The organism is Bradyrhizobium sp., assembly GCF_030646015.1.
Taxonomy (GTDB): domain Bacteria; phylum Pseudomonadota; class Alphaproteobacteria; order Rhizobiales; family Xanthobacteraceae; genus Bradyrhizobium.
Genome location: NZ_JAUSLT010000153.1, coordinates 1 through 24,077, shown reverse-complemented (window position 1 = coordinate 24,077; position 24,077 = coordinate 1). Strand labels below are relative to the sequence as shown.

The window sequence follows — 24,077 nt, the reverse complement described above, 5'->3', positions numbered from 1 at the left end:
GCCGGATCGACCGATACCGCCTGAAACGTCGGCGAAGACGCCGACAGGTCGACCACCACGACCCGGGCATGGCGCGCGACCAGGCGCGCCAGCGTCAGCGCGGTCAACGTGATGCTTTCGTTCGAGGCGGTGCCGAGCACGGTTACCTTGCGCGCGGCGTCGCCGGCGTTGCGCAGATCATCGGCCAGCCGCTCCATTTCGGAGAGTTCGGGCACGATGCCGGGTGACTCGATACCCGGAGAATCGCGCAACGCCGGAGCCGCTTCGGGCTCGATTTCGGGTTCGATCTCGAATTCAGGCTCGGCGGCGGCCGTGACGGCCGCAGACTTGACCGTGGCAGACCTGGCGCGGATCGCAGCCGGCGCGGAGGCGATCGCAGCCGCCGCGCGCGGCGCCGTCATGCGCAGCAATTCGCCCGTGACGATCGCGCCGGCGGTGAGCATCAGCGTTGCCAGCGTCGCGATCAGCACGATCGGCAGCTTCTTCGGGTAAGCTGGCGTGTTGGAGACGCTGGCGCGGGAAATGATCCGGCCATCGGCAGGCGCCGCCTCGATGTTCTCGCGGGTGTTGGCCTCACGGTATTTCGCCAGATAGGATTCCAGGAGGTCGCGCTGCGCCTTGGCCTCGCGCTCCAGCGCGCGCAGCTGCACATCCTGGGTGTTGGTCGAACCCGCCTGTTTCTTCACCTGCTCCAGGCTGGCGCTGAGGCCTTCGACCCTGCCGCCGGCGATCCGGGCGTCGCTGTCGAACGAACGCGACAGCTTGCTGGCTTCCTCGCGTAGCTGGCGGTCGAGGTCGCCCAGTTGCGCCTTCAATTCCTTGATGCGCGGATGGTTGTCGAGCAAGGTCGAGGACTGTTCGGCCAGCTGCGCGCGCAGCGTGACGCGCTGCTCGGACAGCCGCCGCGTCAGTTCGGAATTGAGCACCTCGGAAGCCTCGATCGGCTTGCCGCTCTGGAGCATTTCGCGAATCAGCCGCGCCTTCGATTCCGCATCCGACTTCAGCGCGCGGGCGTTGTTCAGTTGCGTGTTGAGCTCGCCCATCTGCTGGTTCGACAGCGTGGTGTTGTTGGTGCCGACGAACAGGCTGGATTTCGAGCGAAAATCCTCGACCCGGGATTCCGCTTCCGCGACCTTCTTGCGCAGGCTGTCGATCTCGCCCGACAGCCACAGGCCGGCGGACTTGGCCTGCTCCTGCCGCGCATTCTGCTGCAGCACCAGATAGCCATCGGCGATCGAATTGGCGACGCGCGCCGCCAGTTCCGGGTCCCACGACTGGAATTCGATGACGATGACGCGCGACTTGTCGACCGCATAGGCGGTGAAGCGGTCGTAATAGGTGTCGAGCACGCGCTCTTCGGGGGTCAGCGAGAACGGGTCGCGGCCGATCCCGAACAGGGCCAGCAGCGACTTGAACGGCGAAAGCCCCTGCAGCACCGGATCGAATTCCGGGCGCTCGGCGAGCTTGTTCTTCTTGATGATCTCGCGCGCGAGATCGCGCGACAGCAGCAGCTGGACCTGGCTGGTGACGGCCTCGGCATCGACGATCGAGCTGCGCTCCTCGCTGCGCTCGCCAGTCGGCCGCAGGAAGATGTTCTCGCGCCCGTCGACCAGGATGCGGGCTTCGGATTTGTAGCGCGGGGTCACCAGGTTGACGGCGGTCACCGAGAGCACAGCGGCCAGCAGCGTCGGAACGATGATCCAGCCCTTCTTGCGGGCCAGCGCATGGCCCAGCGCGCGCAGATCGAGATCGCCGGTCGGGGCTGCGGCGGCCGGTCGATACGAATCGGGTGCGGGCTTCGCGGCGGCCCTCTGGACCGCAGCCTTTTCGACCAAGGCCTTCTCGACCAAGGCTTTGGCCCTGCCCGCTTTGTCCTTGCCTGCACGCCAGAACGCTAAACGCATCGCACACTCCCGCGGACGCAACTCATCCACTCAACTGCGGCCGATTACACTCCATTAAGGTTGCCGCTGGGTTAATCCGCGCCATTGGCCCCGGAGAACATCGGCTTGGGGGCGTTGCGGTCATGCTTTGTTAACCATGAATGCCCTTAATCGGAATCAGCAATTGCTGTGGACTGTCCGATGCGAGTCGTGCGTGGCGTCATTCTCTGTCTGCTGACTGCACTCGCCCTGGCGGGCTGCATGCGCCGCTCCGCGCCGGTCGCCGTGGTGCAGCCGCAAGCCGATCTGGATACGATGACCTATGGGCAAAGCCACGCGACGGCCCCTGTCCCCGTGGCGGTGGCCTATGCCCCGGAGCCCGTCCGATATGACACCGCCTACCGGCTCGACGCCGGCGACAAACTCCGGGTCGTGGTCTACGGCCAGGAAGGTCTCACCAACACCTATGCGATCGATGCCGGCGGCTCCATCACCATGCCGCTGATCGGCTCGGTGCCGGCGCGTGGCAAAACGCCCGCGGGCCTCGCCGCCGACATCACCGCCAAGCTGCGCAACGGTTTCATCCGCGAGCCGTCGGTCGCGGTGGAGATCGAGGCCTACCGGCCGTTCTTCATCCTCGGCGAGGTCGCAGCACCCGGCCAGTATCCCTATGTGCCGAACATGACGGTGGAGAGCGCGGTCGCCATTGCCGGCGGCTTCTCGCCGCGCGCGCTGCGGGATCGCGTCACGATCACCCACAACGATCCCACAGGCACGATGCGGACCGTCGTGCCGCTCGGCACCGCCATCAGCCCCGGCGATACCGTACTCGTCGGCGAACGCTGGTTCTGATCATGCCCCTGATTGAAGGTCAGCCGCTTCGTATCCTGCACGCGGTGCGGGCGCCGGTCGGCGGCATTTTCCGCCACATCATGGATCTCGCCAACGGCCAGGCCGATCGCGGCCATCACGTCGGCATCATCGCCGACAGCCTCACCGGCGGCGAGCGCGCGGAAGCGGCGCTGAAGGAAATCGCGCCGCGCCTGAAACTCGGCGTGCACCGCCTCGCCATCCGCCGCGAGCCGTTTCCCACCGACGTGCTGGTGTGGGCGCGTTTCATGCGCCTGATCAAGCAGCTGAAACCGGACGTGCTGCACGGCCACGGCGCCAAGGCCGGCGCCTTCATCCGGCTGAAGGCACGCTCGAAGGAAACCATTCGGGTTTACACGCCGCATGGCGGCTCGCTGCACTATCCCCTCAACACGCTGAAGGGCGCGTTGTACGGCACTCTCGAACGCGCGTTGATGAACGCGACCGATTTGTTCCTGTTCGAGAGCGCGTTCGCGCGCGACACCTATCAGCGCACCATCGGGGTCCCCTCCGGCCTGGTGCGCTGCGTGTTCAACGGCGTCACCGCCGACGAGTTCGATCCCATTATCCCGGCGGACGACGCCACCGACGTGGTCTATGTCGGCGAGTTCAGGCACATCAAGGGCGCGGACCTGTTGATCGACGCGGTGGCGCGGCTGCGCGCCGACGGCAAACCGGTGACGCTGACGCTGGCCGGCGACGGCGAGGAACTCGACCATCTCAAGGCCCAGGTCCAGCGTCTCGGCCTTGGCGAGGCTGTCCGCTTCATCGGTCACGTCAAGGCGCGCTACGGCTTTTCCAAAGGCAGGCTATTGGTGGTTCCCTCGCGCGGGGATTCGATGCCCTATGTCGTGATCGAGGCGGCCGCGGCGGGAATTCCGATGGTGGCCGCCAATGTCGGCGGCATCCCGGAAATCTTCGCAGAACATACCGATGCGCTGTTTGCCCCCAACATCGTCGGCGCGATGGCGGATGCCATCGAGATCGCGCTGGAGGACCCGGAAGCCGCGTTGGCCCGCGCGAAGTCGCTGCGCGAACGAATCTTCCTGCATTTTTCGCAGAAGGCGATGGTCGAAGGCGTGCTGGCCGGCTACCGCGACGCGTTTGCCGATCGTTAACCATTCCTTACTCCGCTAACCGTTTCTTCCGATTTGTCCTCTAATCCGGGGGGCGGGGAATTCCGCTCGCGGCGAGCATGCCTACATGCCTGTGCAAGGACGGAGTTTGAGAACGGACTTCAGGGACGGATTTGGACTAACGTGGAACCGCTCAACGCACGCTCTATGCTCGATGCTGCGGCTGCCGCCGCGGTCACCGCCACCGCGGACCGCCCGCCGGTCGAACGGCGCCGCCGGCTGTCGCAGGCGGCGCTAGCCGTCACCAACCAGAAGGTCCGGCGCGCCTATTCGCCGATCGTGATCGCGGGCGCGGTGCGCGTCGCCGATTTCGTGCTGCTCAGCCTGGTCGGTATCGCGATCTATCTGTTCTATGTGGTGCCGCTCTCGGGCTTCTACTGGGAATATGTCGGGGCGATTTTCGCCATGACCGTGGCCGCGGTGATCTGCTTCCAGGCCGCCGATATCTATGAAGTCCAGGTGTTCCGCGGCACGCTGCGGCAGATGACGCGGATGATTTCGGCCTGGGCCTTCGTGTTCCTGCTGTTCATCGGCGTTTCCTTCTTCGCCAAGCTCGGCAGCGAGATCTCGCGGCTGTGGCTGTCGGCGTTCTTCATCACCGGCCTCGCCGCGCTGATCGGCGAACGGCTGATCCTGCGGTCGATGGTTCGCGGCTGGGCCCGCGACGGCCGGCTCGACCGCCGCACCATCATCGTCGGCTCCGACCAGAACGGCGAGAAGCTGATCGAGGCGCTCAGGGCGCAGGAGGATTCCGACCTCGATATCCTCGGCGTGTTCGACGACCGCAACGACAGCCGCGCGCTCGATACCTGCGCCGGCAGCCCGAAACTCGGCAAGATCGACGACATCGTCGAATTCGCCCGCCGCACCCGCATCGACCTCGTGCTGTTCGCGCTGCCGATCTCGGCGGAGACGCGGATCCTCGAAATGCTGAAGAAGCTGTGGGTGCTGCCGGTCGACATCCGCCTGTCGGCCCACACCAACAAGCTGCGCTTCCGCCCCCGCTCCTATTCCTATCTCGGCGAGGTGCCGACGCTGGATGTGTTCGAGGCGCCGATCACCGACTGGGACCTGGTGATGAAGTGGCTGTTCGATCGCGTCGTCGGCGCCCTGATCCTGTTCGCGGCGCTGCCTGTCATGGCGCTGGTGGCGCTGGCGATCAAGCTCGACAGCCCGGGCCCGGTGCTGTTCCGCCAAAAGCGCTTCGGCTTCAACAACGAGCGCATCGACGTCTTCAAGTTTCGCTCGCTGTACCACGACCAGGCCGATCCGCTCGCCACCAAGGTGGTGACCAAGAACGACAGCCGCGTCACCCGGGTCGGGCGCTTCATCCGCAAGACCAGCCTCGACGAGCTGCCGCAGCTGTTCAACGTCGTCTTCAAGGGCAATCTTTCGCTGGTCGGCCCGCGCCCGCACGCGGTGCAGGGTAAATTGCAGAGCCAGCTGTTCGACGAAGCGGTCGACGGCTATTTCGCGCGCCACCGCGTCAAGCCCGGCATCACCGGCTGGGCGCAGATCAACGGCTGGCGCGGCGAAGTCGACAGCGAGGAAAAGATCCAGAAGCGCGTCGAATTCGATCTCTATTACATCGAGAACTGGTCGGTGCTGTTCGATCTCTACATCCTCATCAAGACGCCGCTGGCGCTGATGACGAAGAACGAGAACGCTTACTGAATTAAACGAGGTACTCTCAACGTCATTGCGAGCGAAGCGAAGCAATCCATCATACAGCGCGACGAAGGAAGCTGGATTGCTTCGTCGCATCCGCCTTCGCCCGAAGGCGGGCTTCGGCGGACAAGAGAGCTCCTTGCAATGACGGTTTTGACGGCCAGTAGTGTTGTGTGAGTGCGTGAGTATCGAATGGCGTATGCGGCCACAGCCGGGAGTTCCCTGCCGTCCATGACGGCCGCGCCCGGCGTGCTGGCGCTGCAGCGGGCGCTGGTGTGGCTGGTCGGCGCCTGCGGCGCGATCGTGTTCATTGAGCCCAGCCCGTATGAACTGGCGACGCTGGCGGCGACCCTGCTATTCTTCGCCACCGGGCTGCGGTTGCGGCTGGTGTTCATGCCGCTGCTGCTGCTGCTGTTCCTGATCAATGTCGGCTACACCATAGGCGCCATCCCGGTGCTGGACAGCCCCGGCGTGGCGATGTGGATTGCGACCTCCTGGTACATGGCGGTCACCGTGATGTTCTTCGCCATGGTGCTGTCCGAAGACACCGAAGCCCGGCTCGACATGCTGCGTCGCGGCCTGATCGTGGGCGCGCTGATCGCGGCGACCGCGGGCATTGCGGGCTATTTCAACCTGGTCCCCGGCGGACGCGACCTGCTGTCGCTGTATGGGCGCGCGCGCGGCACCTTCAAGGACCCCAACGTGCTCGGCGCGTTCCTGATCCTTCCCGCCTTGTTCGTGCTGCAAAGCGTGGTCTCCGATCGCCTCGGCAAATCATTCCGCAGCACGATAGCACTCGGCATCATGGCGCTGGCGATCCTGCTGGCGTTTTCCCGCGCCGCATGGGGCGGACTGGTCATCACCGCGGCCTTCATGCTGGCGCTGATGGTGCTGACCAGCCCGTCGGTCAGGCAGCGATCGCGCATCATCGTCATGACCGCGGTCGCCGCCATCATCGTGGCGATGCTGATCGGCGTGCTGCTGTCATTCGATTCCATCAGCGACATGTTCCAACAGCGCGCCAGCCTTGGCCAAAGCTACGACAGCGGCCGGTTCGGCCGGTTCGGCCGCCACATCCTCGGCGCGGAAATGGCGCTCGATCTGCCCTTCGGGATCGGCCCGCTGCAGTTCAACCGCTACTTCCCCGAAGACACCCACAATTCCTATCTCAACGCCTTCATGTCCGGCGGCTGGATCGCCGGCGTCTGCTATCCCGCGCTGGTGTTCGTCACCGTCATCATGGGCTTCCGGCATGCCTTCGTCCCGGTACCCTGGCAACGCGCCTATCTCGCCATCTTCGCGGCGTTCCTCGGCACCGTCGGCATGAGTTTTGTCATCGACACCGACCACTGGCGACACTTCTGGATGATGCTGGGCGCGATGTGGGGCCTGTTCGCCGCGGCACAGCGCTGGCGGGCGAATGCCACAGCGTCGTAGCAGTTCCGTAGCCCGGATGGAGCCGACGGGACGGCGCGGAAGCGCCGGCCTGGAGGCGTAATCCGGGGTTTAGGAAAGAGTCCCGGATTGCGCCATCGAGCGGCGCTTTGCGCCGATCGCTGGCTCCATCCGGGCTACGGGTGAAGTGACTTAGTTCTCCACCGTGAACGTCAGCCCTGCGTGGTCCACCAGCCGTTTGATCAGCTTGTCGCCCATGGCGGCGCCCGGCGTCCAGATGCCGGCCGGAACGTCCGGCGCGTCGCGCAGCAGGCAGATCGCGCATTCCGCGATCATCTTGGAGGTCGATCCATAGCCGGGATCGCGGTCGCCCTTGACCGCGGCGCGGACCTGCCGGCCGTCGGGCGCGATGGCGACGAACAGCAGGTCGTACATGCCGTTCTCCTGCTCCTCCTTCGAGGGGCCCTCGCCCGGCTTCGGCCCGCCGCCCGAAGCGCCCATCCGTTCGGCGTTGACGGCGGCCACCACCTTTCTGGCGTTGGCTTCGCCCTGTTCGCCGGGGCCGGTCAAAATCATCTCGTCATAGACAAAATCTTTGCCGTACGGAAAATCCATCAGCATGTTGGAGCGATGCACGTTGCGGGTGTTGATGCTCGCCATCACAAAGGGCGCCGTCCACGAGCCCAAATCCTCATCCATGACGGGCTTGTTGCCACGCGGCTGTTTTGGACCGTCGAAGCCCGGTGTCAGGACGAAGGGATCCTGCACCATCGAGACCAGACTGAGATCGCTCGCTACCGCCGCGAACGTCGCCCGCGCGCTGGCCGCGGTGCCGCCCGAGAACGTGCCCTTCATGTCGCGGACGCGGGTCTTGACCCGGCTAACCGTTGCGCCGAGCGCCTGCTTCGCCGCCTGCTGCACGAAGTAGACGCCAAGTTCAAACGGGATCGAGTCGAAACCGCAGGAGAACAGGATGCGCGCACCGCTTGCTTTCGCCGCTGCCTCATGCGCGTCGATCATCTTCCGCATCCACAGCGGTTCGCCGCAGAGATCGAGATAGTCGGTGCCCGAAGCGGCACAGGCCGCGACCAGGTCGGAGCCGTAGAGCTGATAGGGCCCGACGGTCGTGATGATCAATTTGGTCTGATCGACCATCGCCTTCAGCGAAGCGGGATCGCCGCCGTCGGCGACGATCAGCGCGGTATCGGCCGGCGCCCCGATCGCATCGCGCACCGCGGCGAGCTTGTCCTTGCTGCGGCCCGCCATCGCCCATTTCAAGCCGCTGCCGGCCTTGTAATGCGCGGCGAGATATTCGGCGACGAGTTGGCCGGTAAAGCCGGTGGCGCCGTAAACAATAATGTCGAATTTCGACGAAGACATAGGCTGATATCCCTGAGTTTAGGCATTCTTGTCATTGCGAGCGAAGCGAAGCAATCCATGGCGGCAAAAAGAAAGCTGGATTGCTTCGTCGCAAGTGCTCCTCGCAATGACGATCGAACTTATTTCTTGGCGTAGGACGCGCCCATGCCGGCACGCACGTCGGCCTGGATACCGTAAGGCGCGATCGGATAGCGCAGGCCGTTCTTGGCCAGCTGCTTCATGCCCGTGATCGCCTTGGCGAGATGCGCGGGCGACAGCGCCATTAGCATCTCCTCATCCGGCACGCCACCATAGCGGCGCTCGGCAAAGCACGGCAGCGACAGGCTGGGTTCGCCGGTCTTGAGCGCCCGCCCCCATGAATCGGCGCAGGCGGTCTCGCCAACCACGCCCCATTCGAACTTCTTGTAGCCGGTATATTGCAGCCCGTTGATCAGGATGATCATCTGGCCGGGCGTGGCATAGACCAGGCAGATGTCGGGCGGATCGAGCCGGCCGCTCGACAGCGGGCTCACCGCCAGCGCCAGATATTGTCCGTAGGCCACGACATCCAGCGCCTCCTGGCGCTTGCGCGCGTCCTCGGGCGTACCATGCCAGACACCGACGTAATTCGTACCCTCGAGAAATTTCTCATCGGTTGGCGCCAGGCCAATCACGGCACGGCACTGCGCGCCGACGAGGTCGTCGGCGGTGATGCCGACGGTCCAGCCCAGCCGTGAGGCCATGCTGACGATCTGGTCGGTCGTGTGAACCGCTGATGGACGCCGGATTTTCGGGATCGCCGTCATTTCCTCCACGGTGGCGAACATCTTCATGCCGATCACGGTGGTCTTGAGCCGAAGCAGGCTGTTCAGATCGGCCACCATGCCGGCCAAATCGAGTTGTTCCGGCGGCGATTGCTGTTGCATGGCGTAACTCCCAAAGCGATGGTCAGGCGCTGCGCGCCCGTTGGATCAATTCTAACCTGATTGTTTCAGCGTTGCGACAGCGGCTTCCGGTTCGCAGCCGGCCCCGGCAGCAAATCGTCGATCTTGCCGGTGGCCCAATAGGCGATCAGGCCCATCCATTCGCGCACGGCAAGGTCGGAGCGCGTAAATCCATCACCGGCCACGGTGGATAACGTCAGAAGTTCGGCGCGTGCGCCGAGCCTCCAGTCCACGGGATAGGCTTCCACATCGAATCCGGCCTTGCGAAACAGGCCGACCGATCGCGGCATGTGAAAGGCCGATGTCACCAGAAGCCATCGCTCGCCCGCCCTGGGGGCGGCAAGCGCTTTGGAGAATGTGGCATTTTCCAGTGTATTTCGCGCGCGGCGCTCCATCAGCAAACGTGCCTTGGCGAGGCCGAGGCCTTCAAACAGTTCGGCCGCATAGTCGGCTTCCCGGGCGTCATCGCTGGCCACTAAATTGGCGCTGCCGCCGGAATACATCAGGCGCGCATTGGGGTAGCGATGCGCCAGCACCGCCGCCGCAACGATGCGGTCGCCCGCGGCGCTGACGACGGCGCCGCCATGGGCAAGCGAAAGATCGGCGTCGATCGGTCCGCCGAGGACGAGAATGCCATCCGGCGCGCCATTCGCCGCATCCCAGGGCGGAAAGCGGGTCTCGAGCGGATAGAGCAACAGCTTTCCGAGCGGCGACCATGCGCATATCGCCAGCAATATGACCGCGGCAACCAGCAGCTTGCGACCCGCCGCTGCAAATCGCGTGGCCAGCAACAGCGCGCCAGCCAGGCCGATGCCGATCAGGAAATTGGTCGGCAGCAGGACGACGCCGAGGGTTTTGGACAGCAGAAAAAACAATGAGAATTCCTCTTCGGGCGCGGGGTACTGCCCGGGTTTCGCGTTAAGCCGTCATACGCGGGCTTGACCCGCGTATCCATCTCACTTCGTAATATGCGCTTCTCAAAGGAGATGGATTGCCGGGTCAAGCCCGGCAATGACGAATAGAGTCAGAACAACCGCCGAGAAAGCCCTCCGCATGCCCCATCACCACCTGCATTCCAGCCCCGAAACCTGCCACTGGGGGTTTTTCGAAGCCAAGCTAAAGCCCGTCCTCACCATCGCCAGCGGCGATGAGGTCACGGTCGACACCATCAGCGGCGGTCCGGAAATGATGCCGGACAAGCGCCAGTTTCAGGTTCCCCCCGAACTCGCCGAGGTACACGCCAAGAACGAGCGGATGCTGCCCGGGCACATCCTGACCGGCCCGATCGCGATCGAGGGCGCCCTGCCCGGCGACGTGCTGGAAATCGAGATCCTCGACATCCAGCTCAGGCAGGACTGGGGCTGGAACATGATCAAGCCGCTGGCCGGCACCCTGCCCGACGATTTTCACGAGACGCGGTTGCTCAACATTCCGCTCGACCGCGCGCGCATGGTCGGCCGGATGCCCTGGGGCCTCGATTTGCCGCTAAAACCGTTCTTCGGGGTGATGGGCGTGGCGCCGCCGCCGGCCTGGGGCCGCATCAGTTCGCTGGTTCCGCGCGCGATGGGCGGCAATCTCGACAACAAGGAACTGGTCCCCGGCGCCAAACTCTATCTGCCGGTGTTCGTGCCGGGCGCGCTGTTCTCCTGCGGCGACGGCCACGGCGTGCAGGGCGACGGCGAGGTCTGCGTCACCGCGATCGAGACCGCGCTGCAGGGCCGTTTCAGGCTGACGCTGCGCAAGGATCTGCGCTTCGACTATCCCCGCGCCGAGACGCCGACGCATTACATGACGATGGCGATGGATCCCGACCTCGATCAATGCGTGGTCCGCGCGCTGCGCGACATGATCGTGCTGCTCGGCGAAAAACGCAATTTGTCGCGTGAGGACGCCTACACGCTGTGCAGCCTCGCCGCCGACCTGCGGGTGACGCAGACGGTGAACGGGTCGAAGGGCATCCACTGCATGATCGAGAAGGCGGTGGTGCACGGGTGAACGTGCGTTCACCCTCCCCTGGAGGGGGAGGGTCGACGCGCGCCGGCGATGCGAAGCATCGTCCGGAGTGCGGCGGGGTGGGGTGAAAGTCTCTCGTCTCGAACAGTGCTCGAGTTGAAGCACCTTCACCCCACCCCGCTTCACATCTCGCTACGCTCGATGTGAAGCGACCCTCCCCCTCCAGGCAGGGGAATCGCATTTGACGATTTGAGCAGTGGCGAATCAGGAAGCGTTGGATTCTTCAGAGGGCTCCGCATGTTAGCAGGAGGTCTCCGATGGACTTCGGTTCGTTTTTCGCCAGTGTTCCTAATCCGCGAGCAGCCAATGCGAGGCACGACCTTTGCGAGGTGCTGCTCATCAGCTTTGCCGCAGTGCTTTGCGGGGCAGAGAACTGCCAGGACATGGCAGATTTTGGCGAGGCCAAAGAATCGTCGCTTCGCAAATTCCTGCGACTTCGCCATGGAATACCCAGCCACGACACATTCAGCAGAATCTTTCGAGTGCTCGATCCGGTCGCCTTCGAGACCGCTTTTCGTAGGTTCATGGCAGCGTTTGCAGCCCGTCTTAGCGGCGTTGTCGGAATGGCCGGTCAGGTCATTGCCATCGACGGCAAGTCGCTCTCCGGCGCCTTCGAGGCTGGAGCGCGGGCGACGCCATTGCATCTTGTCACGGCCTGGGGGGCCGGGAACCGGCTGGTCTTGGGTCAATGCCGAGCGCCCGGTCGCAACGAGATCAAAGGGGCCCTTGAGTTGGTGGCAATGCTCGATCTGGAGGACGCTACAGTTACGGCGGATGCGCTTCATGGCAATCGCAAGATGGCAAAAGCGATCCGCGAGCGCGACGGACACTATGTTCTGGCGCTCAAGGGTAACCGCGGGCCGCTCTATCACGAGACCGTAAAACTGTTGGAAAATGTCGCAGCCGACACTATCGATGGGCCGCAACTTGAGCATGGTCGCATCGAAACGAGGCAAGCGGCCGTATTGGCCGTTCCCGACGGATGGGATCAAAAGTTCAAGTTCAACGGCTTGGCGGCGGTCGCGCGGGTCGACGCCGTTCGCAGGCTCGCCAATGCCGAAGAGTGCCAGACCCGCTATTTTGTCCTCTCGCGAATGCTCCCCGCCGCCGACGTTCTGGCCACCGTGCGCGCCCACTGGGGCATCGAGAACAGCCAACACTGGGTGCTCGATGTCGTCTTTAACGAGGATCTGGCTCGCTCCAGAAAGGATAACGCCGCTCAGAACATCGCCTTGCTCCGACGCCTCGCCCTCAATCTCTTGCAAAGCGATGGACTTAAGGTCTCCATCCGACGCAAAATCAAACGTGCCGGATGGGTCGAAGATTATCTCTTCACCCTCCTGGCTCAAATGCGATAGCCCTGCCCTCCAGGGGAGGGTGAAGTGAGACGCCTCACCCCAGCCGCCAGCCGACCTCTTCCGTAAAGCTCTGATAAAACTCCTGTGTGTAGGCCTGCTCCGGCGTTTTGCGCACGCGCTCGTCGAGCGTGTGGGCATCGTCGCCGACCAGGATGCGCCAGCGCTCGGCCTTGACGCCGTCGAGGATGATTTTCGCCGCCTGCGCCGCCGTGGTCGGAGCGTCCTCGCGGAAGGCGCGCGCGCGATCCAGCGCGATCTTCTGGACGTCGTCGTCCGACATCACCGCGGTGTCGATGCCCATGGCCTTGAGGCGCACGCGCGCCGACAACAGTTCGTTGGCGCTGAGAAGCTCGGATTCGGTGCCGCTCTGGATCTTGCGCGAATTGGACACGATCGAGGTGCCGATATGGCCAGGCATCACCACCGAGCATTTGATGTGCGGCGCGTTGAGCCGCAGATCGGTGATCAGCGCTTCGGTAAATCCCTTCACGGCGAATTTGGCGGAGCTGTAGGCGGTATGCGATACCCCCATTCCGACCGAAGCCCAGAAGCCGTTGACGCTGGAGGTGTTGACGATATGGCCCTCGTCGGCCTTCATCAGCATCGGCAGGAAGGTGCGGACGCCGAGATAGACCCCGCCCCAGCAGATATTGAAGGTCCGTTCCCACTGCTCCCGCGTGTTGGTGAACATGCTGCCGCCGCCGCCGATGCCGGCATTGTTGAACAGCAGATGGATTCTGTCGGTCGCCTGCTGCTCGGCGAGTTCGTCGCGAAAGCGCGTCAGCTGGTCCTCGATCGAGACGTCGGCGATATGGGTGGTGATGCGCAGGCCCTGCGGCAGTTTTTCGACCTCGCACAGCCGCTTCGTCTCCGCCATCGCCTCGGCCGAGACGTCGCACATCGCGACGTTGCAGCCTTCCGCGACGAGTTGCCGCGCCAGCTCGCGGCCCATGCCCGTGCCGCCTCCGGTGATGACGGCAATTTTTCCGGCAAAGTCTTTCATGGGGGGCGCTGACCTTTCCATTGCAAGGCGTGTGAGATTTTGAATCCGACCTTTCCGGTATAGTCGCACCAACGCTCGCCGGTCAAACAACGCTGGCATCCCGAATTGCATGAGTCGGAGCGGATGGACCGGGCCGCGAATGGAAATTCCTTAACCAATGGGGTGCAGAGTTATTCGCACAGGATAGCTCAAAATGAATTTTGAAAACGGAACAATTGACAGCATCCGGTCGAAGAGTCAGCGCAGCCTGGCCGCCTATTGGGCGCGGCTCGCCCTGGCTGAGAGCGGCTTGCCGCCGTTCGATCAGTTCGCGCCCGGTCCGGGGATCCACGATCCGAAGCATATCGCGGTGTGGAAAGTCGAAGCCGGCAAGGAGCAGCTGGATTTTCGCGCATTGTACCGTGGCTCGTTCATCGACGAGGCCATGAAGGACCCCTGGGTCGGAAAGACCCTGTTCGAAGTCGCACCACCGGTTTTACGAGTTCCCATCATCGCTGCGTCGGCCCACTGCGCCAGCAGCGGATGCGCGATCTACACCGTGCTTCGTACGTACGACGGCGCCGGATCGCCGATCGACCTGGAACGTTTGCTGCTGCCCTTCGGCACGCGCGGCCGCGTCCGGGTGATCGTCGCTTCACTGCAACTGGTCAGCCTTGAACGCACGATCGAACGCCGCAAGGCCGTCGAAAGCTTTGAGACGCAAACCGACGTCGTGCTGTCGTTCAGGATATCGGCCAACAGTTTCAGGGAATCGCGGCCAAAAACAGCTGCTGCTGTTCCTGCCTGAACCCGCCTCCGTCAAAGCAGCCGTCTTGCCAGCTCCCTGAACACCAGCTGGTTGCCTTCGGCCGAAAAGTGATCGTCGCCGACGATGTAGAAGCGCTCGTACCATTTCCTGTCGGCTTCGCTGGCGGCGAACAACACCGGATACAGATTGATGAACGCCTTGCAGCGGCGTTCGCAGAACTCGCGCCAGAGCGAGACCTGCCGGCTGTTGCGGTCGCCCTGCGCCACCTGCTGCGCCCAGGGATAGACCACGATGGTGAGCGGAATGTTTCTGGCAGCCAGCAGGTCGGACAGTGCCCGCATGTTCTGCAGCGACCTTGCGATACCGCCATCGACGCCGAGCGGCCGGTAGACGCTGGTCACGTCCGCTCCCGGAACGGTCCAGCCGATGCGGCCGCGATCGGTGTTGAGCGACGCTCGGCGGTTGCCGACGACCGACTGTATCGCCCGCTTGATGGTGATGCGCAACCGGTTGAACACCACGAAGCGGTCGATCAGGAAATTGCCCGGCTTCGGCGAGGCCGTCGCCGGTTGCATCGATCCTTCTGCCGGACTGCAATACGCGCGGTATTTGGGATCCTCGTCGATGCAGAAATAGAAATTCGCCTCGTCCGTCACGTCGGACGTATCGGAAAACACCACGACCTCGTCGAACTGCAATCCGAGTTCCAGCAGGTATTTTATCTTCTTGTAGTAGATAACAGGCGAATAGGACGCGACGCCGGCGTTGAGAAACTCGATCTTCTCGTTGCGCTGCTGCCCCGCGCGCTGCAGCAGGCCGGCAAAGGAATCCTCATAACTCATGCCGATGCCCTCGGCGAAGGAATCGCCGATCAGCAGGACCCGGTGCGACGCCGGCTTCAACGGAACGGCTCGGGTCGAGGCGTCCTTGAAGCCGAGGCTGTTGGTGACCAGGCGGTAGCGCGTTTCGCCCCAGATATCGTGGCCGTCGAAACCGGCGGCCAACCCGTGGTCATAGACGGGATTGGCGACCCGGGCCGGACGCTGGGTCTCCTCGCCCCGGGTCAGGCTCGACCAGGCGAAATCGAACGCCAGAAACAGCGCCAGGCAATAGGCCAAGGTACCGGCGTAAACCAGCGCCCGCCGCAGGCTGAACCGGGCCGACAGCCTGCCTGGCGGCGGCCGGGAAGCGGGATTGTCGGACATGACGCGGACAACCATGATCGCAGGGGCACTTTTTCCGGCTTTCCGGAACCGACTGCAAGGCATAGAATTTCACCGAGCGGAAGAATGGGCGAGCCCGGATCTCGCCCAGTTGCACAGGTGACAGCTCTCATAGGTGTTTGTGGGAATGACGGACGGCCCCGCTCGACCGAAGATGACGCAGGCGACCCACGAGGCGTTTTCCCGCGACGAACCGGTCGTGGCGGGTTCCGATCGCGCGTTCGGCCTGGTGATGGCGGCGGCATTCGCGATCCTGACCCTGCTGAACGGCTGGCATGACGGCCGGATTTGGCCCTGGAGCGGCGGCGTGGCCGCGCTGTTACTGGCCACGGCCCTGCTCCGCCCCGCGATGCTCAATCCGCTGAACCGGCTCTGGCTGAAATTCGGCCTGCTATTGCACAGCGTGGTCAATCCGATCGTGATGGCGCTGTTGTTCTATGGCACGGTGTTGCCGACCGGCCTGGTGATGCGCGCGCTCGGCAAGGATCTGCTGCGGCTGAAACGGCAGCCGGACGCGGAAAGCTACTGGATTGTGCGCGCGCCTCCGGGGCCCGCGCCCGAGACGATGAAGGATCAGTTCTAGATGGATTTTCTCGCTGAGCTCTGGCGCTTCATGCGGGTCCGGAAGAAATTCTGGCTGCTGCCGATCCTGATCATGATGGTGGTGTTCGGCGGCCTGGTGGTGCTGACCAAGGGCTCCGCGATCGCGCCGTTCATCTACACGCTGTTCTAGCCGACGCTATGCGCATTCTCGGGCTTTCCGCATTCTACCACGACAGCGCCGCGGCGCTGATCGAGGACGGCCGCATCATCGCCGCCGCCCAGGAGGAGCGTTTTACCCGGCGCAAGCATGATCCCGCCTTCCCGCACCACGCCATCGCGTATTGCCTGCAAGAAGCCGGAATCACCGCCGACGGCCTCGATCACGTGGTGTTCTACGACAAGCCATTCCTCAAATTCGAGCGGCTGCTGGAGACCTACATCGCGATGGCGCCGCGCGGCTTTCGCTCGTTCAAGATGTCGATTCCGCTGTGGCTGAAGGAAAAGCTGTTCCAGAAAAGCCTGCTGCGCGACGAGATCGGTAAATTCTCGGAAAATTTCGACATCAGCCGGCTCTTGTTCTGCGAGCATCATCTGAGCCACGCGGCGTCCGCCTTCTACCCCTCGCCTTTCGACAACGCCGCGGTGCTGACCATGGACGGCGTCGGCGAATGGGCGACCACGTCGGCGGCGCTTGGCGACGGCAACCGGCTGGAAATCTTCCAGGAGATCCATTTTCCGCATTCGCTCGGCCTGCTCTATTCGGCCGCGACCTATTACACCGGCTTCAAGGTCAACTCCGGCGAATACAAGGTGATGGGGCTGGCGCCCTATGGCGAGCCGCGCTTTGCAAAACTCATTCTCGATCATCTGATAGATCTGAAGCCGGACGGCTCGTTCCGGCTCGACATGTCCTATTTCGACTATTGCACCGGCTTCACGATGACCAACGACCGGTTCGCCAGACTGTTCGGCGAGCCCGTGCGCAGCCCGGATCAGCTGCTGACGTCGTTTCACATGGACGTCGCGGCCTCGATCCAGGCGGTGCTGGATGAAGCCGTGCTGCGGCTGACGCGCAGCCTCGCCAAGCAGACCGGTTCGAAGAACCTGTGCCTCGCCGGCGGTGTGGCGCTGAACTGCGTCGCCAACGGCAAGGTGCTGCGCGACGGCCATTTCGAGAATATCTGGATCCAGCCGGCGGCCGGCGACGCCGGCGGCGCGGTGGGATCGGCGCTGGCGGCCTATCACATCTTCAAGGGCCAGCCGCGCCGGAGCAACGGCGCCGACGGCATGGCCGGCTCCTATCTCGGCCCGCATTTTGCGCAGGCCGAGATCGAACGGCAATTGACGGCGGCGGGCGCCAAATTCGCCGTATCAGATGAAGCCGCGATGCTGGAGACAACGGCGCAGGCGCTGGCCGACGAAAAAGCCGTCGGCTGGTTCCAGGGCCGCATGGAATTCGGCCCGCGCTCGCTCGGGGCGCGCTCGATCCTCGGCGATCCCCGTTCGCCCGCGATGCAGAAGAATCTCAACCTCAAGGTCAAATACCGCGAAAGCTTTCGGCCGTTCGCGCCGGCGGTGCTGCGCGAGGACCTTTCGGAGTGGTTCGATCTCGCGTCCGACAGCCCGTACATGCTCGTCGTCGTCGACGTCAAACGGGAAAAACATCGCCAGATGACGGCAGCCGAACAGGCGCTGTTCGGCATCGAAAAACTCAACGTGTCACGCTCGGAAATCCCCGCGGTGACGCATGTGGATTATTCCGCGCGGATCCAGACCGTGCACCGCGACACCAATCCGCTGTTCCATGCGCTGCTCAGCCGCTTCAAGGCGAAGACCGGCTGCCCGGTGCTGGTCAACACCTCCTTCAACGTCCGCGGCGAGCCGATCGTGTGCACGCCCGAAGATGCGTTTCGCTGCTTCATGGGCAACGAACTCGATTTGCTGGTGGTCGGCAATTGCGTGCTGCGGAAGGAAGAGCAGGATCCGGCGCTGAAGGTGGACTACAGCCTGGCATTCGAGGCCGATTGAGGAACCTGTGCGCTCGTGGTGGAACGTGCCGACACGAAAAAGCCCCCGCGATATGTCGCGGGGGCTGATTTCGCGGGGGCCCGAGAAATCGTCGGCGGGATCCGGTGCCTGGCCGGCATGAGCGTGCTGGTGGTGGTCCTCCTTGCTAAAATCTCTTCGGCGATTCCGGCGCCGTGCCGGCATAGGTAGCCAACTAATGTCCCTCCTCTTGTTTGGCCTGTTGCTAGAGTGGAAAGTATCGACCCGCGATGAAGGCGATGACAGCAACAACGCCGCTCGCAACAACGTGAATCGTTAGGCCTTCACTCCAGCGGATCCAAAATGGATCCGGCTCGTTGACCACGATAATGACGGCTTCGATGTCTTCGAGGCCAGGCATATCGAGATCTTGCAGTACCTCCGGATTAAGTTGGAGGGCATTTTCAACCGGAACATTTTCCCGGTTGTCTCCATCTCCGCCTGCGCTGGCGGTCGTTCGCGAAGTGCTGGCCATCGCCATCTCCCTTCGGCCCGTTGACCGGGTGAGTCCCCCTTGGGTCGGAGGGCCCGGGCTTCCTCAGCTGACCGGTAGCCGGCTGGTGCTGAGGAATTCGAAAATTTGAGGCATGTGTGTTTCTCCGGTTGTAATCTCGTTAAAGCACCCCATTTCGGGGCCGGACCAACCCCTTTGGTCCACGCAGTTTCAGCTTGCAAGACAAATTTTAGCCCAAAATATGGGTTATTAATTATTTATTAATTATATTGACGTACCCCCAATTGACTGGCACATATTAATAACCCATTTAATGGGTCGATGCCCTAGAGGGAAGAATTATATGGAGATCGCACAATGACGTTGCTTGAAGGCAGCCATGCTACCGACACCCCTAAGGAGCGGAAGTCGCGCGGGCGTCCTAAGAGTCTCGAGCCCGGGAATAGGCTCCACATCTACATCCCGGAATCGTTGACACAACGACTGTTGGAGATTCAGCGCGACACTCACGCCAGTTCGATTACCGAAGTTGTAAAGGCTGCGTTGCAGCTGTACGCCGCCGCGGTTGAGGAACACAAGAAAGGCGGTAGTGTATTTCTCAAGCGGAAGGATGATGGTGTGGAGCGACAACTCGCGCTCTTCATTTAATCGTTAGGCGCAGTAAGTTAGTTCCGGGGGGCCGCATCGCGGCCCTTTCGGCGTTTAAGAGGATGGCAAAGAGTCGGCTTCATCGGCAGTATGTTACTGCAATTGCGCGATCGCCTTTTTTATCTCAATGTCGGAGCTAGAGGGTTTACACTCGAACTCATCGTCTGCACGCCCGACGACGCCTTCCGCTGCTTCATGGGCAACGAGCTCGATCTGCTGGTGGTGGGGAATTGCGTGCTGCGGAAGGAAGAACAGGACCCGGCGCTGAAGGTGGATTACAGCCTGGCGTTCGAGGCGGATTGAGGCGCCGTGCACCGGCCGGCCTTCAGGCCTTATGTTCATACAGCAACCGCGCGCGGATCGTGCCTTCCAGCGCCCGGATGTCGGCGAGGATGCTCTGGCTGTCCCTGGCCGACGTGTCGGTGTCCAGCACCACATAACCCACATCCGCGTGGGTTTCGTAATATTGAGCCGCGATATTGACGGCGTGACGCGCCAGCAATTCGTTCAACCGTCCGAGCATGCCCGGCACGTTGCGCTGAACCTGAATGAAGCGGGTGCCGGTCGGGCGCGCCGGCAGCTGCGCCAACGGAAAGTTCACCGCGCCCATGGTCGAGCCGGTATCGCTGTAATCCACCAGCTTGCGCGCGACCTCGGCGCCGATGCGCTCCTGCGCCTCCTCGGTCGAACCGCCGACATGCGGCGTCAGGATCACATTGTCCAATCCCTGCAGCGGCGAAACGAAACGTTCCTTGTTCGAACCCGGCTCGACCGGAAACACATCGACGGCGGCGCCGCGCAACCTGCCCTCGCGAAGGGCGTCGGCCAGCGCGTCGAGGTCGACGACCATGCCGCGGCTGTTATTGATGAAATAGGCGCCCTGCTTCATCGCCCGGATTTCGGCACGCCCGATCATGCCCTGGGTCGCCGCCGTTTCCGGCACATGCATGCTGACGACGTCGCTCTGCGCCAGCAGTTCGTGCAGGGTCGCCGTCGGCTCGGTGTTGCCGTGGCGAAGCTTGTCGGTGTGATCGTAGAACACCACCCGCATGCCCATCGCTTCGGCGAGATAGGACAATTGCGAGCCGATGTTGCCGTATCCGACGATGCCCAGCGTCTTGCCTCTGACTTCATGGCTATCGGCCGCAGACTTGTCCCACTGCCCGGCATGCGCCGCGACCGATCGCGCGACGATCCGGCGCAACAGAAATACGATTTCGCCGATCACCAGTTCCGCCACGCTGCGCGTGTTGGAGAAAGGCGCGTTGAAAACCGGAATCCCGGCCCGTCTGCTGGCGTCGATATCCACCTGGTTGGTGCCCACGCTGAAACAGCCGATCGCGATCAGCCGGTCCGCGGCCTCGAGGATGTCCGACGTGACCTGCGTGCGCGACCGAATGCCGAGCAAGTGTACGCCCTTGATGGCTTCCTTCAGCGCTTCCCCATCGAGCGCCTTGGTCAGCCGCGTCACGCTGGAATAGCCGGCATCCGACAGCGTGTGCACGGCACTGTCGTTGACGCCTTCCAGGAGCAGAACCCGGATCTTGTCCTTGGCGAGAGAGAATTCCGGTTGAGGCTGAATCTTGTTCACGATGGAAGGGTCCTGACGGGAAGAACTGACAGCGAGCCGCGATTCCGAACACCGGGACGGTCGCAGGCGTTAGGTACTCACAAAACGCCTCGCGACAAACCCTTTTCTGGCCAGCCCGGCGACGCCGGTATCTGCCGGCCCGGCTTGAGGCGGGATTTCCGGATTACCTGCTCAGCGACGCTGGCCATCTGGCGCTGAGCCGTTCTTGATTCCAGGGAACGCAGCGCGCAGCTTGCGGTTCCCCGCAAGCCGATGAAGCACGGATGGTGACGTGACCAAAATAGCAAGAATCGAAGTCTTTCTTGTCGATCTGAAGCCGGCGACCAAACGCACGGACGCCATCCAGAGCTTTGTGAGCCAGGAGACGCCGATCGTCCGCATCACCGATGCCGACGGCATTCAAGGCATCGGCTATTCCTACACCATCGGCACCGGGGGATCGTCCGTGCTGGCGTTGCTGAACGATCATCTGTGTCCGCGATTGATCGGCGCCGAGGCTGAGGAAATCGAAGGGATCTGGCGCAAGCTGTTCTTCCACACCCATGCGACCACGGTGGGCGCCCTCACCTCGATCGCGCTGGCGGCGATCGACACCGCGCTGTGGGACCTGCGCGGCCGCCGCGCGAAACTGCCGTTGTGGCGAATGGCGGGCGGTGCGAAGAACGCTGTGCCGCTGTACTCGACCGAAGGCGGCTGGCTGCATATCGAACCCGCCGCCCTGGTCGACGATGCGCTCGCGGTCAAAGCAAAAGGCTTTTCGGGCGCCAAGATCAAGATCGGGCGCCCGCATGTCGCCGAGGATGTAGCCCGTCTGCGTGCCGTCCGCGATGCCGTCGGCCCCGGCTTCGAAATCATGACCGACGCCAATCAGGGATTTACGCTGTCAGAGGCGATCCGGCGTGCCAGGCATTATGAAGAGCTCGACATCGCCTGGTTCGAGGAGCCCGTTCATGCCGACGATGTCGAGGCTCACGCGCAGCTGACACGCTCGACCTCCGTCCCCATCGCGGTCGGCGAATCCCTCTATTCCATCAGCCAGTTCAAGGACTACCTGGTGCGCGGCGCCTGCACCATCGTTCAGGTCGATGTCGGCCGCATCGGCGGCATCACGCCCTGGCTGAAAGTCGCCCATCTGGCGGAAGCGCATAATGTCAGCGTCTGCCCGCATTTCCTGATGGAGCTGCACGTCTCGCTGGCCGCCGCGGTGCCGAACGGGCGATATGTCGAATACATTCCGCAACTCGATCCAATCACGCATTCGCGGATGCAGATACGCGACGGGATGGCGGTGCCGTCCGACGATGCGGGGTTGGGGATTGAATGGGATTTGGGGGCGATCGAACGCCTGACGCTCGGCTGCATCGTGCATCGCTGATGCGGCGGAACTCCGTGGGCTGTTGTGCTCCCGGCTCGCTGGCGGCATAAAGCTGAAAGAACTATTCCAGCGCGAGATCATTCCGGCAGGACGATGTGATGGTCAAACGTATCGTCATCGACAAAAGCTGCGGGCTGATTGTCGACTATCAGGACTTCTTCCTGTCGCAAGTGGAGCGTCGCGCCCGCGCGCGCCTGCGGGCGAATACGCGGAATTTCGTACGCCTGCTCGGCTACTTCCACATTCCGATGATCGCGACGCTGGAGCGGCCGGTCTACGCCAAGGGAGCCGTGCCGGAAGACATCAAGTCGTATCTCGGCAGCCCCGGAAAGGTTTTCGAGAAGGATTTCTTCGACCTCACCCGGGAGAAACCGATCCGCGCCCATCTGAAACGGCTGAAGAAGACGCAAGCCATCGTGGCGGGTTGCGAAACCGACGTCTGCGTCCTGCAATCCTGCCTCGGTCTTCTCGAACTGGGTTTTGAGGTTTTCGCGGTCGAGGAACTGCTGTTCTCGTCGGCCGCCAACACCGAGGCCGCGCTTTTGAGGTTGAGGTCGGAGGGCGTGACCATGCTGTCCTACAAGACGCTGTACTTCGAGCTGATCGAAGCCGTGGCCGAAGCACCGCATCGCGAAAAGACGTTCGCCGCGTTTGGTGAATTTCCGGGCGACCTGCCGGAAGCCGGCGTGTCGTGAGAAGGCGCGGCGATACTCATCAGCTGCCGTCACGAATGTGATTGGTTTCGCGAAGGGCTCAACCAATCCTGCGTACTGATTCTATTGGGGTAAATGGTCGGAGCGAGAGGATTTGAACCTCCGACCCCTAGTCTCCCAGACTAGTGCGCTAACCGGGCTGCGCCACGCTCCGATGCCGTTCCATTAGCTTCGATCAGGCCCGCGCGCAAGGAGCTAGCGAGGCGCGATCGGGGGCCCACAGACGGCACGAAAGCCGGTTCCGCCGATATCGCGCCCCTACCCGTCCTTCATCGCGGCATTGAGGAGCTCGCGGCAGGCGATCAGGTCGGCCAGCACGTTCTGCAGGCGCGCGACGTCGAGGGGGCGCGGGCCGGCGACGCCGGGGATGGGGCCGGAGTCCAGCGCCGGCATGCCGTCCTCGTCGGTGTCGAGCAGGCGGAAGTCGATGCCGTCGGCAGCCTCGTAATCGTCGTCGTCGAGGTCGAGGCCGGGCGCGACCGCCTCCTCGTCGCGTTCCGACAGGCTGCGTCCGACCGCCTCCTCGATGGCGCCGAAATTGGCCACATTGGTCGCGTCGGCCAGCCGCTGCACCGAGCCGATGCCATGCTCCTTGAGGATCCGCTGCACGCCGCGGATGGTGTAGCCCTCGCCGTACAGCAGCCGGCGGATGCCGCGCAAAAGGTCGACGTCGTCGGGCCGGTAGTAGCGGCGGCCGCCGCTGCGCTTCATCGGCTTGATCTGGGTGAACCGCGTCTCCCAGAACCTCAGCACGTGCTGGGGGATATCGAGGTCGGCTGCGACCTCGCTGATGGTTCGGAACGCATCCGGCGCCTTGTCCAAATGTCCGCTCCCTGTTGGAGAATTCCTGTTCTGACGCGTCGACGCGAACCGGTATCCACTTCGCTCGAAAACGCCAAGTCTAGAACGCTAAGTCTACTCGGCCTTGCTGCCGTCGCCATTGCCGGTGGCGTGGCCATTGATGCGCTGCTTAAGAATGGCCGACGGCTTGAACACCATCACGCGACGCGGCGATATCGGCACCTCGGTACCGGTTTTCGGATTGCGGCCGATACGCTGGCCTTTCTTGCGCACCATGAACGAGCCGAACGATGACAGCTTCACCGT

24 protein-coding genes and 1 tRNA gene are annotated in these 24,077 nt (G+C 63.1%); 14 read left to right on the top strand and 11 right to left on the bottom strand.

The annotated features are described in order from the left end of the window. The coding region (locus tag Q7T45_RS23350; RefSeq protein ID WP_304873950.1) for a GumC family protein at nucleotides 1-1,904 on the bottom strand (1,904 nt) is incomplete at its 3' end. Between the two features lie 180 nt (nucleotides 1,905-2,084). Between Q7T45_RS23350 and Q7T45_RS23345 the strand changes: the two genes are divergently transcribed. From Q7T45_RS23345 to Q7T45_RS23330, 4 genes are all read left to right on the top strand, one after another. Further along, a complete protein-coding gene (locus Q7T45_RS23345; protein WP_304873949.1) occupies nucleotides 2,085-2,735 on the top strand; it encodes a polysaccharide biosynthesis/export family protein in 651 nt (216 codons plus the stop codon). Nucleotides 2,736-2,737: 2 nt separating this feature from the next. Next, a complete protein-coding gene (locus Q7T45_RS23340; protein WP_304873947.1) occupies nucleotides 2,738-3,871 on the top strand; it encodes a glycosyltransferase family 4 protein in 1,134 nt (377 codons plus the stop codon). Between the two features lie 141 nt (nucleotides 3,872-4,012). Then, nucleotides 4,013-5,563: an undecaprenyl-phosphate glucose phosphotransferase gene (locus Q7T45_RS23335; protein ID WP_304873946.1), complete on the top strand. Its 1,551-nt coding sequence runs from the start codon at nucleotides 4,013-4,015 to the stop codon at nucleotides 5,561-5,563. A 186-nt stretch (nucleotides 5,564-5,749) separates the two neighbouring features. Beyond that, entirely contained in the window at nucleotides 5,750-6,994 is a 1,245-nt protein-coding gene (locus Q7T45_RS23330) for an O-antigen ligase (RefSeq protein WP_304873945.1), read from the top strand. Nucleotides 6,995-7,144: 150 nt separating this feature from the next. On the opposite strand, the gene Q7T45_RS23325 is transcribed toward Q7T45_RS23330, so the two are convergent. The 3 genes from Q7T45_RS23325 to Q7T45_RS23315 form a co-directional block, all read right to left on the bottom strand. Next, complete coding sequence (locus tag Q7T45_RS23325) at nucleotides 7,145-8,332, bottom strand: trans-acting enoyl reductase family protein (RefSeq protein ID WP_304873944.1); 1,188 nt, start codon at nucleotides 8,330-8,332, stop codon at nucleotides 7,145-7,147. Between the two features lie 119 nt (nucleotides 8,333-8,451). Then, on the bottom strand, nucleotides 8,452-9,237 hold the full coding sequence (locus tag Q7T45_RS23320) for a DUF169 domain-containing protein (RefSeq protein ID WP_304873942.1): 786 nt from the start codon (nucleotides 9,235-9,237) through the stop codon (nucleotides 8,452-8,454). Nucleotides 9,238-9,302: 65 nt separating this feature from the next. Next, nucleotides 9,303-10,130: a YdcF family protein gene (locus tag Q7T45_RS23315; protein ID WP_304873940.1), complete on the bottom strand. Its 828-nt coding sequence runs from the start codon at nucleotides 10,128-10,130 to the stop codon at nucleotides 9,303-9,305. Nucleotides 10,131-10,308: 178 nt separating this feature from the next. Here Q7T45_RS23315 and Q7T45_RS23310 point away from each other — a divergent pair, with 178 nt between their 5' ends. Together Q7T45_RS23310 and Q7T45_RS23305 are read left to right on the top strand one after the other, a co-directional pair. Beyond that, entirely contained in the window at nucleotides 10,309-11,250 is a 942-nt protein-coding gene (locus Q7T45_RS23310; protein ID WP_304873938.1) for an acetamidase/formamidase family protein, read from the top strand. Nucleotides 11,251-11,525: 275 nt separating this feature from the next. After that, a complete protein-coding gene (locus Q7T45_RS23305) occupies nucleotides 11,526-12,626 on the top strand; it encodes an ISAs1 family transposase (protein WP_304873936.1) in 1,101 nt (366 codons plus the stop codon). 34 nt (nucleotides 12,627-12,660) lie between these two features. Here the strand turns inward: Q7T45_RS23305 and Q7T45_RS23300 are convergent, their stop codons facing one another. Beyond that, complete coding sequence (locus Q7T45_RS23300) at nucleotides 12,661-13,629, bottom strand: SDR family NAD(P)-dependent oxidoreductase (RefSeq protein ID WP_304873934.1); 969 nt, start codon at nucleotides 13,627-13,629, stop codon at nucleotides 12,661-12,663. A 193-nt stretch (nucleotides 13,630-13,822) separates the two neighbouring features. On the opposite strand from Q7T45_RS23300, the gene Q7T45_RS23295 reads away from it, so the two are divergent. Beyond that, on the top strand, nucleotides 13,823-14,416 hold the full coding sequence (locus Q7T45_RS23295) for a hypothetical protein (protein WP_304873932.1): 594 nt from the start codon (nucleotides 13,823-13,825) through the stop codon (nucleotides 14,414-14,416). An 11-nt stretch (nucleotides 14,417-14,427) separates the two neighbouring features. Here the strand turns inward: Q7T45_RS23295 and Q7T45_RS23290 are convergent, their stop codons facing one another. Then, nucleotides 14,428-15,582 carry a hypothetical protein gene (locus tag Q7T45_RS23290; RefSeq protein WP_304873930.1) on the bottom strand — a complete coding sequence of 385 codons (1,155 nt, stop codon included), beginning with the start codon at nucleotides 15,580-15,582 and terminating at the stop codon, nucleotides 14,428-14,430. A gap of 145 nt (nucleotides 15,583-15,727) precedes the next feature. Between Q7T45_RS23290 and Q7T45_RS23285 the strand changes: the two genes are divergently transcribed. Genes Q7T45_RS23285 through Q7T45_RS23275 form a run of 3 tightly spaced genes read left to right on the top strand, consistent with a single transcriptional unit; the run spans nucleotide 15,728 to nucleotide 18,171 of the window. Further along, nucleotides 15,728-16,183, top strand: coding sequence for a hypothetical protein (locus Q7T45_RS23285; RefSeq protein ID WP_304873927.1), 456 nt, complete (start codon nucleotides 15,728-15,730; stop codon nucleotides 16,181-16,183). Continuing rightward, nucleotides 16,184-16,333 (top strand): DUF5989 family protein, encoded by a 150-nt coding sequence (locus tag Q7T45_RS23280; RefSeq protein WP_235782681.1) that lies wholly within the window; start codon nucleotides 16,184-16,186, stop codon nucleotides 16,331-16,333. Between the two features lie 8 nt (nucleotides 16,334-16,341). Further along, entirely contained in the window at nucleotides 16,342-18,171 is a 1,830-nt protein-coding gene (locus Q7T45_RS23275; RefSeq protein WP_304873922.1) for a carbamoyltransferase, read from the top strand. Between the two features lie 223 nt (nucleotides 18,172-18,394). Here the strand turns inward: Q7T45_RS23275 and Q7T45_RS23270 are convergent, their stop codons facing one another. Then, the gene (locus tag Q7T45_RS23270) at nucleotides 18,395-18,664 is read right to left on the bottom strand and encodes a hypothetical protein (protein ID WP_304873921.1); all 270 of its coding nucleotides are present in this window, start codon (nucleotides 18,662-18,664) and stop codon (nucleotides 18,395-18,397) included. A gap of 336 nt (nucleotides 18,665-19,000) precedes the next feature. Between Q7T45_RS23270 and Q7T45_RS23265 the strand changes: the two genes are divergently transcribed. Both Q7T45_RS23265 and Q7T45_RS23260 read left to right on the top strand, forming a co-directional pair. Beyond that, nucleotides 19,001-19,291, top strand: coding sequence for a hypothetical protein (locus Q7T45_RS23265; RefSeq protein ID WP_304873919.1), 291 nt, complete (start codon nucleotides 19,001-19,003; stop codon nucleotides 19,289-19,291). 102 nt (nucleotides 19,292-19,393) lie between these two features. Beyond that, the gene (locus Q7T45_RS23260) at nucleotides 19,394-19,594 is read left to right on the top strand and encodes a hypothetical protein (RefSeq protein ID WP_304873917.1); all 201 of its coding nucleotides are present in this window, start codon (nucleotides 19,394-19,396) and stop codon (nucleotides 19,592-19,594) included. A 22-nt stretch (nucleotides 19,595-19,616) separates the two neighbouring features. Here Q7T45_RS23260 and serA read toward each other — a convergent pair whose 3' ends face one another. Then, nucleotides 19,617-20,882, bottom strand: coding sequence for a phosphoglycerate dehydrogenase (gene serA, locus Q7T45_RS23255; protein WP_304873915.1), 1,266 nt, complete (start codon nucleotides 20,880-20,882; stop codon nucleotides 19,617-19,619). Nucleotides 20,883-21,153: 271 nt separating this feature from the next. Between serA and Q7T45_RS23250 the strand changes: the two genes are divergently transcribed. Together Q7T45_RS23250 and Q7T45_RS23245 are read left to right on the top strand one after the other, a co-directional pair. After that, nucleotides 21,154-22,257, top strand: coding sequence for a mandelate racemase/muconate lactonizing enzyme family protein (locus Q7T45_RS23250; RefSeq protein ID WP_304873913.1), 1,104 nt, complete (start codon nucleotides 21,154-21,156; stop codon nucleotides 22,255-22,257). 98 nt (nucleotides 22,258-22,355) lie between these two features. Then, nucleotides 22,356-22,952 carry an isochorismatase family protein gene (locus Q7T45_RS23245; protein ID WP_304873911.1) on the top strand — a complete coding sequence of 199 codons (597 nt, stop codon included), beginning with the start codon at nucleotides 22,356-22,358 and terminating at the stop codon, nucleotides 22,950-22,952. A gap of 94 nt (nucleotides 22,953-23,046) precedes the next feature. Here Q7T45_RS23245 and Q7T45_RS23240 read toward each other — a convergent pair. The 3 genes from Q7T45_RS23240 to Q7T45_RS23230 form a co-directional block, all read right to left on the bottom strand. Then, nucleotides 23,047-23,124, bottom strand: a tRNA-Pro gene (locus Q7T45_RS23240). Between the two features lie 104 nt (nucleotides 23,125-23,228). Then, nucleotides 23,229-23,792, bottom strand: coding sequence for a MerR family transcriptional regulator (locus Q7T45_RS23235; RefSeq protein WP_304873909.1), 564 nt, complete (start codon nucleotides 23,790-23,792; stop codon nucleotides 23,229-23,231). A 93-nt stretch (nucleotides 23,793-23,885) separates the two neighbouring features. After that, nucleotides 23,886-24,077, bottom strand: a 192-nt coding sequence (locus tag Q7T45_RS23230; protein WP_304873907.1) for an HU family DNA-binding protein, incomplete at its 5' end; no start/stop codon positions are given.